This window comes from Psychrobacter pacificensis (assembly GCF_900101915.1).
GTDB lineage: Bacteria > Pseudomonadota > Gammaproteobacteria > Pseudomonadales > Moraxellaceae > Psychrobacter > Psychrobacter pacificensis.
Window position 1 is genome coordinate 51,374 of the sequence record NZ_FNAL01000001.1, and the last position, 11,501, is coordinate 62,874.

Genomic DNA, 11,501 nt, shown 5'->3' on the forward strand with positions numbered 1-11,501 from the left:
TAGTGATTAGAAAGTTAATTGTTTGTAGTAATCATTTTTATTCAAGGTAGATGTAATTCATCTTTTAAAAACATCGCCTTAACAACTGGAACTAGAATACCGAGTTATGCCTTTGCATTTATATAGGTGCCCAGTAATGCGATGTGAGTGTTTGTAAGGAGTATGAGGGTTAGGTAAAAATTGCGACGCCGAGTGTCGTCACTGTATTTGAATGCTATCTAAACATTCATGGGCTAAACATTCATGGGCTAAACACTCATGATCGGATTATTGAATTGATTGATTGTGTTATTGAGCATGTAGTTAGCAGCGACACCGTATCAGTTATCAGCAATTTATCTTGGTTTAAACCTGCTTATTATAGGTCTTCTTGTTATAATACCCAGACCATTTACTTAGCATGGCAGAGATGCCTTGATCTTACGGATTATGCCTTTATGATGACCATCGCCGGACAACCGTTTCTTACCGATTTTCAGACGCAGCAACTCATCAGTCAGTTCCAGCAAAAAACCAAGCTAAATGTTAGTCAAATAAGTACTCAGCAAGTGTATGTACTCTCACGCGAATTGAGCGGTGAGGAGCACAAAAAATCCTTAGACTTGTTTGGGATCAAAGAAGCGATCGCGCTTACCACGCCACAAGACAACCAACTGCAAGTGATCGTTGCGCCGCGCTTTGGCACCATCTCACCATGGGCGAGTAAAGCCACCGATATATTCAATAACTGTGAAATCAAAATCAACCGTGTTGAGCGTGTCGTGGTTTATACGTTAACCCTCGATGAAAAAACAGACGGTGACGCAGGCGAAAAACTACCAGCAGACGCTGAGCAGTTATTGTTTGACCGTATGACCCAGAGCTTGGTCTATGACTTGAGCGATGTCAGCAAGTTGTTTGATGATCAAGCACCAGCATCACTGAATCATATCGATGTCATCGGACAAGGTCAGTCAGCACTAGAGTCGGCCAATACCGAGTTCGGCTTTGCGTTATCCAGTGAAGATATCGACTATCTGATGAATGCGTATGTCAATGAATTAGGTCGCAATCCAACCGACGTTGAGCTGATGATGTTTGCACAGGCGAACTCAGAGCATTGCCGTCATAAGATATTTAATGCCCAGTGGACCGTTGATGGTGAGGTGCAGCCAAAATCACTATTCCAAATGATCAAAAACACCTATCAGTCGAACCCACAAGGCATCTTATCAGCCTATAAAGATAACGCCGCTGTGATGGCTGGGTCTGATGGCATGCGTTTTTATCCTATCCCAACGGACGCGATGGATGCCAATTCAATCCATCCTTATGGATTTCATCAAGAAGACATCGATATCTTGATGAAAGTTGAGACGCACAATCACCCAACGGCAATTGCTCCGTATTCAGGTGCAGCAACGGGTTCTGGCGGTGAGATTCGTGACGAAGGTGCGACAGGTCGTGGCGGTAAGCCAAAAGCGGGTCTAGCCGGTTTCCACGTGTCGCATCTACATATCCCAGAGCTGTCCGAGAAATGGGAGCAGTCAGGCCAACTGAGCACGCAAGCCTATGGTACGCCAGATCGTATGGCAACCAGCCTTGAGATTATGCTTGATGCCCCATTAGGTAGCGCCAACTTCTCAAACGAGTTTGGTCGTCCAAACCTATGCGGTTACTTCCGCAGCTTTCAGTTAGATACCTCTGCGGCAAAAGACGGTAGCGAGATGCGCGGCTATCATAAGCCCATCATGCTGGCAGGTGGTTACGGCAATATCAAACGCAATCTGATTGAAAAAAATGCGATTAAAAAAGGTGATTTGCTTATCGTCTTGGGTGGCCCTGCGATGCAAATCGGTCTTGGCGGCGGGGCAGCATCGTCAGTCGATAGTGGCGAGCTTGATGAAGGCTTGGACTTTGCTTCAGTCCAGCGCGATAACGCTGAGATGGAGCGTCGCTGTCAGGAAGTCATCGATCGCTGCTGGGCGCTTGCCGGTAACGATGCTGATGTTAGTATTGCCAGTCAAGACGGCAACCCCATCGTCTCTATTCATGATGTCGGCGCAGGCGGTCTGTCTAACGCCATGCCGGAGCTGGTCAATGACCATGAAATGGGCGCGCATCTGAACTTGCGTAAGATCCCATCGTTAGAAGCGGGCATGTCGCCAATGGCCATCTGGTCTAATGAGGCGCAAGAGCGTTATGTGCTGGCGATTCGCCCAGAGAGCAAAGATCAGTTCGATGCGATCTGTGCTCGTGAGCGCTGTCCATATGCCATCTTGGGCGAGGCGACGGATATCCGTCAGCTAATCGTTGATGATGAGCTATTGGACGAGCAACCAGTCGATATGCCGATGCAAGTACTGCTCGGCGGTACACCAAAAATGCAGCGCAGCTTTGAGCGTACTGATAGCACGTTACCAGCATTAGAGCTTGGTGAAGTTAATCTAGCCGAGTCAATTACCTATGTATTGCGTCACCCAACCGTGGCGAGCAAATCATTCTTGATTAGCATTGGTGACCGCTCTATCACCGGTATGGTCGTGCGTGATCAGTATGTGGGTCGCTATCAAGTGCCTGTATCAGATTGTGCGGTGACGGCGTCAGGCTTAGTGGCGCTAGATGGTCAGCCGATGACTGGTGAAGCCATGAGTGTCGGCGAGCGTACGCCTGTTGCCCTTATCAATCCAAAAGCCTCTGCGCGTCTAGCGGTCGGCGAAGCGATTACTAACATCGCGGGCGCGCGTATCGCTCAGTTGTCTGATATCACCATGTCAGCGAACTGGATGGCAGCATGCGGTGATGATGCAGAAGATGCGGCACTATTCGATGCAGTACATGCAATCGGCGAAGAGCTGTGCCCAGCACTCGGTATCGCCATCCCTGTTGGTAAAGACTCGCTATCTATGCGTGCTAACTGGACTGATGAAGAGGGCGCTGACAAATCAGTCGTCTCGCCAATGAGTTTGGTTGTGACTGCGTTTGCCCCTGTCGTTGACGTCGCAAAAACGCTAACCCCTGAGCTAATCAATGGTGACAGCGCGTTCTACCGTATTGACCTATCTAAAGGTAAATTGCGTCTAGGCGGTTCGATCCTTGCGCAAACGCTTAGCCAACTCGGTAACGACTGCCCAGATCTAGCGCAGCCAAGTGATTTGATCGACTTCTTTAACTTTGTGCAAGCGGGCAACGCGCAAGGCGTCATCAGCGCTTATCACGATATCGGTGATGGCGGTCTGCTTGCGACCATCGCAGAGATGCAGTTCACCAGCCGTCAAGGTATCAAGCTGTCATTAGATGATGACAACTTACTCGGTCAACTGTTCAGTGAGGAGCTGGGCGCAGTCATCCAAGTATTGCCAGAAAACGTCGCAGCGCTCATGCAGTTGGCAGAAGAATTTAACGTCAGCGATATGCTTAGTCTCGTCGGACAAAGCACTGAGGAAGATAGCCTCATTATCCAAACGCCGTTACATCAAGGCGATAAAACGCTTAGATTTAGCCGCAGCGAGCTGCAACAGCAGTGGAGTCAAGTCAGCTATCAAATCGCCCGCCGCCGTGATAATCCAGCATGCGTACAGCAAGAGTATGACTTGATTAGCGACGCGAGCCATAAAGGCCTGATCGCGGCGCCAAACTTTGATCTGAATCAAAAAGTGGAAGCGCCTTATGTAAACAGCCGTGCTGATGCTAATAACAGCCAACCAAGAGTCGCAATCCTCCGCGAGCAAGGTGTCAACGGTCAGACGGAGATGGCAGCTGGCTTTACCCAAGCTGGCTTTGAAGCGGTCGATGTACATATGAGCGATCTACTGAGTGGTCGCATCAATCTACGTGATTTCGACGGTCTGGTCGCTTGTGGTGGCTTTAGTTATGGTGACGTACTGGGCGCTGGCTCTGGCTGGGCAAACTCTATCTTGTTCCATGATGAGCTACGCATGCAGTTCGTCCGCTTCTTCGCCCGTCCGAATACGTTCTCACTTGGCGTCTGTAATGGCTGTCAGATGATGGCGCAGCTTAAAGACCTCATTCCAGGTGCAGAAAACTTTCCACGCTTTATCGCAAATGAGTCGGCACGATTCGAAGCGCGTACGGTCAACGTCAAAGTTGAGCGCACCAAGTCCATCTTATTCAAAGGCATGCAAGACAGCATCTTGCCAATCGCTGTGGCGCATGGTGAGGGTCTTGCCACCCTAAACGCTACTGAGATCGATGGTATGGCGAAACATGGTCAGCTCGCCATGCGTTATGTCGATAGTCAAGGTCATCCGACCGAGACTTATCCATTAAATCCTAATGGCTCAGTCGGCGGCGTCACGGGTCTGTGTAGCACTGACGGCCGCGTCACTATCATGATGCCGCATCCTGAGCGTAACCTAAAAGCCTACAATCATAGCTGGAAACCTGAGCAGTGGGATGAAGATGGTGCATGGATGCGGATGTTCCGTAATGCACGGGCTTGGTTGCGTTAGGATAGTTTGAGTTAGTTTAGAATATTGTTTGAGGTAATAAAAAAAGGTGGGCGTAAAGCTCACCTTTTTTGTGTTTATGATATTTAGCTTAATTAGATCCAGAAAAAAACATATAGATAAGTACTTCAATGACGTATATAATAAGAGATAAAGATAAAGGATATTGAATGTTACATTTCATCGAAACGCCAATATTTACTAAGCAAGTACTGAAACTATTAGATGATGAAGCTTATAAAGAGCTACAGGAAAATCTAATCAATAATCCAGAACAAGGTGATTTGATTCAAGGTACAGGGGGCGTTCGAAAAACCAGATGGGCACTTAACCAAGGTAAGAGTGGCGGTATTCGGATTATCTATTATTTTGTGAATAGTCAAGGCATATTTTTTATGCTGCTCGCTTATCCTAAGAATAAACAAGCCTCTCTATCAAGCGAAGAGAAGTCTGGTTTATACAAACTGACTCAACAAATTAAAGAGGTGTATAGCCATGAGCAATGAATTTTACGATGATTTATCTACATCACTAAATCAAGCATTGGCGATTGCTAAAGGACAGGCTCAGCCTAGCCGCCAGTTTACCCATGACGTGCCTAGTATTAAGGAAATAAGAACTAAGACAGGGCTATCGCAACAGCAGTTTGCCGATAAACTTAATATCAGTTCGCGTACCTTACAAAATTGGGAGCAAGGTACTAGAAACCCAACAGGGGCTGCCGTCACATTAATGCGCTTATTGAATAAAAAGCCTGAGTTAATTACCGAAGCTTAATTGATCAAAAACAGTCAATCTTATCTTGGTCACGCACTCGGTGGGATTATGGATGTGTGTGAAAGCGATGACGCATGGATGCGTATGTTCCGTAACGCTTGTGCTTGGTTTAGATAGGCTAAGTTGGTTTAGAATATTATTGTAGATAACTGTTTTTTAGAATGAAAAGGTGGGCGTAATGCTCACCTTTTTTGTGTTTGGGTTTTGGTTCTATTGGGAGCTATTTCCCGCCTTCCGCTTGTATCTGCCAGTCTGGGCGTGGCGTTGGCTACGGTTTGGGTCGTCGCTTGCTTCGCGTCGACACCCCAAAACCTAGCCATCACAACTCGCCCAAACCAGCAGGTTACCGCTACAGTCGGGGCTAAAACGCGCTCCTGAATGACCGTTTTATGATAAATTAGTCTAAACTTTAATTTTAGTATTATTGGTGCGCTGGACGCACCCCACGAACTCATTGTTTTCTTTGGAGATTAGAATGGACAACCAATCTGAACCGAATAAAGTCGAAAACAAGCCACACGAAAAATCAGATGATAATTTACCGAAAAAATGTGGCATTGTAATGCCTATTGCAAGTATGGAAGGCTATCCTGAATCTCATTGGAAAGATGTCAAAAGGATAATAGAATCTGCTATTAAAGAAGCTAATTTTGAAGCTAGATTGGTGAGTGATGCGGATGATATAGGCGTTATTCACAAACGTATTGTTCAGAACTTATATGATAATCCGATGATAGTTTGCGATATAAGCGGTAGAAATCCAAATGTCATGTTTGAGCTAGGATTACGTCTAGCTTTCGACAAACCAGCAATCATTATAAAAGACGAAATAACACCTTATTCTTTTGATACATCAGCAGGATTAGGCTAATCTATAGAAGAGTTTGACCAGAGCTATTATAGATTACATGAAGATTTTTGAGAAATAAGTGATACTAAAGTAGCTCGAACAGATAGTTAGTCGTATAATTTATTAACTACAATGGGTTATTATGGGTATGAAGAAAAGTTGATTTATGTTGAATAAATATGCTTCAATCAGAGTTTTGATTCAAAGCATTATGTTATATGATTATCTATCTTCTGACAGCTCTCTACCCTTTCTCTGAGCCTCAGCAATCAACTCCTTTACCCGAGCACTCTCCCTAAGCACACAAGCCTCATATTCAGACAGCGATTCACTTTCTTGTTGTTGCTGATTTTCCTGCTCTTCTTTAGCCTTGGCTTCTAGATACGCTTCAAGTTTTTGTTGTTCATCTTGCTGTGAATGACTCATGACTGACTCCTTATACTATTTATTTGCTGACGATGCTATTTGATTAAACATAGTGGCAAGTCTGGCGTTATTTTCTTCGATATATTTATCGCCTAGCGCTAATATCTCATCCGGTGCTTGTACCGTTTCGGGATAGTCTTTCAGTCCACTTTGAATAGCCGCATTACCATTGGATACCATCTTCGGTAAGCTCTCTTTGGTGACTTCAAAGTGACATTGCCAAGCGAGTACCCAAGTGCCACGCGCTTTATGTTCTGGCGTTTGATAGATAAAGCCTTGATTTGCCCAAGCCTGTGTCTCAGCAATAATGCTTGCGCCTTTGGGACAGTCAAAACCTTCGCCGTGCCAGTGAAACACCGTAAAGTCTTTGGGTAGATCTTGTAATAATGGATGCGCTTGACCTGCTTCGGTCAATTGCATCGGTAACCAGCCAATCTCTTTGACTGCAGACGGTTTCACCTCAGCGCCCAAACAATGCGCGATGATTTGCGCGCCTAAGCAAATGCCAATGACTGTTTTACCGGCATCAACAGCTTGTTTTATCAGCCGCTTTTCTTTAATAAGCCAAGAATATTTATCCTCATCATGAACGCTCATTGGCCCACCCATCACGATGAGCCAATCAAAGCTATCCAGCGTTGGCAGGTTGTCGTTATCGTAGGAGCGACTAACGGTGATCGGATGGTTATGCGCGCGCGCCCACTGTTTGATAAAGCTTAGATCCGCATAATCGGTATGAAACAGCGCGTGAATACGTAAGCTCATAACGTACCTCTTTTATCAAAACGTTCTATCTACAAATCTGCAAATACTGACGCACGACGTTATCCATGCCTTGCTCTAGCGATTCAATAGTAAAGGCATGACCAATCGACACCTCCGCGATATCACCAAGGCTTAGCAAATCGGCTAAATTGTCTAAATTCAAATCATGACCAGCATTGACGCGAATGCCGTTATCACTGGCGAGGGTAATACAATCGCTAAAGCGTTGCTTGACCTCATCGAAATCAATATTGTCATCGTTCTTACCATTATTGTAGGCGCGCGCCCATTCTTCGGTATACATCTCTATCGTTTGCACATCGCTGTCGATGACGGCTTTTATTTGCTCGATATCAGGGTCGATAAATACGGCGCAGCGTGTGCCAAAGCCTTCAAGCTCATGGCTGAGTTTGGACAGCATGTCGCTATATTTGATAATATCAAAGCCATGATCGGAGGTCAGTTGGTCTTCGCTGTCGGGCACGAGGGTACATTGATGCGGTTTGACCTCGCGAATGAGTTTTAAAAATTGTTCATTCGGATTGCCTTCGATATTAAATTCGATATCTTGATAATCTTTGAGATACTCACTGATATCATAAACATCTTGATAGCGGATATGACGCTCATCGGGCCGTGGGTGCACGGTAAAGCCTTTAACTCCTAGATCAATCAGCTTTTTTACAAAGTACAATAGATTAGGGTAGTCGGTGCCACGCGAGTTGCGGATTAAGGCGAGTTTGTTTAAATTGACGCTAAATAGGGTGCTCATAAGATGTCCTTTTTCGTTATTGTTATGGTTTGAGTGTCCGTGATTAATAGTTGATCACTCAGGCTAGTAAAAATCGTCACGTCCCGCATACTTTTTATTGAGTGCTTTTAGGATAGCATAGGTCTCGATATCCATAATGCCTGTTGGCTTTAGCGGCCGGAAATGCAACTGAAAGGCATAGATGACATCGCGGCTCTCTTTATCCCACACATCTGTAGTATTCATCTGATAGCCATAATCACGAAAGGCCTGCTTGACCTCCCGTATCGTTGGGGTAGCTAGCTGAACTTGCTGCATAAAATATTGCTTATCGACTTCATCATACCAAGCGCCAATACCGTACTCGCTGTACAGTCGCTCCCACGGGAATTTTGCACCGGGGTCGATCTTGCGCGAGGGTGCCATATCTGCATGACCGATGATGTTTTTGGGTGAGATGTCATAACGTCTAGCGATATCTTGCACCAGTTGTGCGACCTTTTTAATCTGCAATTCATCAAACGCCACATAATGCTCATAAGGATGATAATCCATATCGCCATTCTTTAGCGCGTCTCGATATTCAGGCTTGATTCCTGCATTGACGATTTCGATGCCAATAGACGTATCATTGAGGATGGTTCGACCTGTAAAGCCACCTTCGCCTGCATGCCACGCGCGCTCAGACTCTGGCACGAGGTTATAGATTTTATCATCGTTCTTGTCCAAGATTAAGTAATGCGCGCTCACATTACCCGTGGTCAATGTTTTGATTGAGCGCTCATTATCTGAGACTGTGTAGTGTAGGACAATGGTTTTGATACGCTGGCTTTTGCCAGTCGATTGATAGGTATCGCTGTCGACGCTATAATTTTTGGTCGTTGCTACTTGCGGCGCTGTGGTCACGCAGCCAATTAAAGGCAGAGTTAAGCCAAGTGCTAAGAAGATGTTTTTTACCATGAAATGCTCTGTGTAGATAAAGGGTATATGTCGCTGTCCACTTATATTTTAAGCACCTATTATTATCAGATGATGTCTAGAGATTTTGCTGATTGTATTCAGCCTCTTTTAATTTTTTTTGCCAACACCTTTTTCCAACTCGCCTCCAAACACTCAATCGCGAGCCACGGCTCAATCACCTCAGCGTCAAACTTTTCTTTTGAATTAGCCAGTTGCCATAGCGCCTCTAACGTAGCAAACGGATAGGGACGCTCTACCAAATAGACAGGTAAGTCCGCGTCAATTGTGCCATCACGCACCACTTGAAAATACCAGCCTGAGATACCTTGCTTGCTGACCCATGCTGCAATATTGGGCACTTTGGTAAATTGGCCGATTTGGTCGTTGATTTTGTAGCACGGGCGGCGCGGCTGCACGATGCACAGTTGTACGCTATCTTCACCGTTTATTTTGTCGTCGCCATACTGCCCACCATACTGATAAACGTCGCCAATACAGACGTTAGACTCATCCATCTCAGGCAAGCCATCAACGGCTTCAGTGGTGAGGTTTTCTCCGAGCGTACCGACACGTACTTTTAGATCAAACTCAGTATTGATTTTTTCATAAGTGGCCGTTGGCAGTTGATGCACCGCTTTGAGTGGGCCGCCATGATGTTTGCGGTCGGCTTGCTCGTCAGTGGTCAATCCCATAAAATTGACGGCGACGGGTGCTGTAATGGGCGCTTTATCAATGGCGCTCATTTCTTCACGAGTGAACGGCATGGCTTTGCCCGCGCGGACACATACTAAGTTTGCCACATGCAAGGGTAGGTTAATCTCAGGGTTTGAGCGGTGAGTAGCAGACATGGGCAATCCTTAATAGTAGGCGAGCGCAGGACAAAATTTGCGCAGCAATAGTGGTAAGGATGATAGCAATCTATCCGACAATTATCCATTCTAATGGCTGTTTATCATGACAGATATGTCTAAATATCGGCACAAAAAAAGACCAGAATAACGATTCTGGTCTTTTGGTCTTATGCTTTTAGTATGACGCGATTATTGTACCCAATAATCTTATTTGTTCTTGTTGCGACGACCAGCGGTTTTCTTTTCACGCGGTGTGGCGACCAGCTCAGCCAACTGATCCGGTGATGACCATAGGCCTTCTAAGTCATAGAACTCACGCGCTTGCGGGGTCATGATATGAACGACAACCGCGCCCAAGTCAATCAGTGTCCAGTCAGAGTCGATACCGCCTTCGCGGCCAAGCGGCATAAAGCCCGCTTGTTTGGCTTCAGCGCCGACGCTATCCGCCATAGCGCGTACATGACGTTTTGAGGTACCATCAGCGATGACGATACGCTCGGTGACGTCAGTTAAGTCTTCTACATTCATTACAGTGATGTTCTTTGCTTTCATATCATCTAGCGCGCTTTGTATAAGGTTCAAGCACACGGTTAAGCGTTCTTCGGTCATGGTGTTGATCATAAATTTTAATCTCTTCAATCGTAACTATTAAAAATAAAGGGGTAAAACGTCAATTTGTCTGATTCGACTGATCATATGTCGTCAGTCACGTATAGAGACAGGATAGGCAAAATGACATAGATAAGGCGATTTTAACGGAATTGAGCAGCAGAATATAGCTGATGGGCGATAATATAGTGATAAACGGCAGGATTGAGCCATTTAGCTAATGAATTGGGGTGAGTATTGCTCATAATATCATTTATTGGTGCGATAGATGCGATTTGCCTGTCAGTGACGGGCATTTTATTTGTTTTAGTCGCCAATATGTGTAGTTGTTCGCGTATTTGCGTGCTTGATACGGCAGTGATCGGTCGCGTATCTATATAAATGTGTCCTTTCATAGCGCTTTTCAAGTCAGTGCTATCTGTTTCTAAGCTATCTACCAAGCATCGAGCAATTGGAGTGAATAGCTCAATCGGTGAGTCGGTTACATGTGATTGTAAAGGTAGCGGCAGTTGCGATTGCAAGGTTGCTAGATATTGCGAGGTCGATATAGGGTTTTCAAATGATGTCGCCCTGTCAGAAACTCTACCATTAATATGATCGCTATCCTCACGATTAAAGATCCACAGATTGACATAATCAGTGAGTCCTAACCCGTCTTTCCATTTATCCAAACTGCGCGCGCTGTCCATACCCATGATAAATATTAAACAGTCATAAGGGTACTGTTGTCTGAGTGCGCGTACAGTGTCGATTGTATAGACAGGCGGCGCTTGCCATAGCTCAAGCTCATTGACTTGTATCGGTGTGTCTTGTACTGCCAGCTTTAGCATGGCTAAGCGGTGTTTAGGGTCAGTGCTCTGCGTTTTAAATGGCGAGCGCGCATTGGGTAATAATGAAACGTGCAAGGGGCGGTTTTGCTGCTTTGCGATTGGCAACAAGTCCTGATAGGCGTGTAGAGCCACTTCTAGGTGACCATTATGTACCGGATCAAACGAGCCGCCAAGATAGGCACGGATGGCAGGGGCAGAGATCTTTTCGTGAGAGTTATTGCTCGTATTTGGCAT

At 45.6% G+C, this 11,501-nt stretch carries 12 protein-coding genes; 5 read left to right on the forward strand and 7 right to left on the reverse strand.

What is annotated here, in order from left to right:
- Positions 1–437: 437 nt before the first annotated feature.
- The 5 genes from purL (at position 438) to BLR43_RS00255 (ending at position 6,096) form a co-directional block, all read left to right on the forward strand.
- Positions 438–4,451, forward strand: a complete 4,014-nt coding sequence (purL, locus tag BLR43_RS00235; RefSeq protein ID WP_093067326.1) for a phosphoribosylformylglycinamidine synthase — start codon at positions 438–440, stop codon at positions 4,449–4,451.
- A 167-nt stretch (positions 4,452–4,618) separates the two neighbouring features.
- Positions 4,619–4,954 (forward strand): type II toxin-antitoxin system RelE/ParE family toxin, encoded by a 336-nt coding sequence (locus BLR43_RS00240; protein ID WP_025643795.1) that lies wholly within the window; start codon positions 4,619–4,621, stop codon positions 4,952–4,954.
- Positions 4,944–5,225, forward strand: coding sequence for a NadS family protein (gene nadS / locus BLR43_RS00245; RefSeq protein WP_058024381.1), 282 nt, complete (start codon positions 4,944–4,946; stop codon positions 5,223–5,225). The genes BLR43_RS00240 and nadS overlap by 11 nt, the downstream gene beginning before the upstream one ends.
- Before the next feature lie 178 nt (positions 5,226–5,403).
- Positions 5,404–5,541 carry a hypothetical protein gene (locus BLR43_RS13550; protein ID WP_156770982.1) on the forward strand — a complete coding sequence of 46 codons (138 nt, stop codon included), beginning with the start codon at positions 5,404–5,406 and terminating at the stop codon, positions 5,539–5,541.
- A 159-nt stretch (positions 5,542–5,700) separates the two neighbouring features.
- Positions 5,701–6,096, forward strand: coding sequence for a hypothetical protein (locus tag BLR43_RS00255; RefSeq protein ID WP_071002456.1), 396 nt, complete (start codon positions 5,701–5,703; stop codon positions 6,094–6,096).
- 201 nt (positions 6,097–6,297) lie between these two features.
- Here BLR43_RS00255 and BLR43_RS00260 read toward each other — a convergent pair whose 3' ends face one another.
- From BLR43_RS00260 to BLR43_RS00290, 7 genes are all read right to left on the reverse strand, one after another.
- Entirely contained in the window at positions 6,298–6,501 is a 204-nt protein-coding gene (locus BLR43_RS00260; protein WP_093067330.1) for a hypothetical protein, read from the reverse strand.
- Between the two features lie 15 nt (positions 6,502–6,516).
- Positions 6,517–7,266, reverse strand: coding sequence for a type 1 glutamine amidotransferase (locus tag BLR43_RS00265; RefSeq protein ID WP_093067334.1), 750 nt, complete (start codon positions 7,264–7,266; stop codon positions 6,517–6,519).
- A 25-nt stretch (positions 7,267–7,291) separates the two neighbouring features.
- Entirely contained in the window at positions 7,292–8,038 is a 747-nt protein-coding gene (locus tag BLR43_RS00270; RefSeq protein ID WP_093067338.1) for a pyridoxine 5'-phosphate synthase, read from the reverse strand.
- 63 nt (positions 8,039–8,101) lie between these two features.
- The gene (locus BLR43_RS00275; protein WP_093067341.1) at positions 8,102–8,977 is read right to left on the reverse strand and encodes an N-acetylmuramoyl-L-alanine amidase; all 876 of its coding nucleotides are present in this window, start codon (positions 8,975–8,977) and stop codon (positions 8,102–8,104) included.
- 98 nt (positions 8,978–9,075) lie between these two features.
- Positions 9,076–9,825: an MOSC domain-containing protein gene (locus BLR43_RS00280; protein WP_093067344.1), complete on the reverse strand. Its 750-nt coding sequence runs from the start codon at positions 9,823–9,825 to the stop codon at positions 9,076–9,078.
- A 210-nt stretch (positions 9,826–10,035) separates the two neighbouring features.
- A complete protein-coding gene (rsfS, locus tag BLR43_RS00285) occupies positions 10,036–10,449 on the reverse strand; it encodes a ribosome silencing factor (RefSeq protein ID WP_093067348.1) in 414 nt (137 codons plus the stop codon).
- A 131-nt stretch (positions 10,450–10,580) separates the two neighbouring features.
- Positions 10,581–11,501, reverse strand: a complete 921-nt coding sequence (locus BLR43_RS00290) for a nicotinate-nicotinamide nucleotide adenylyltransferase (protein WP_093067351.1) — start codon at positions 11,499–11,501, stop codon at positions 10,581–10,583.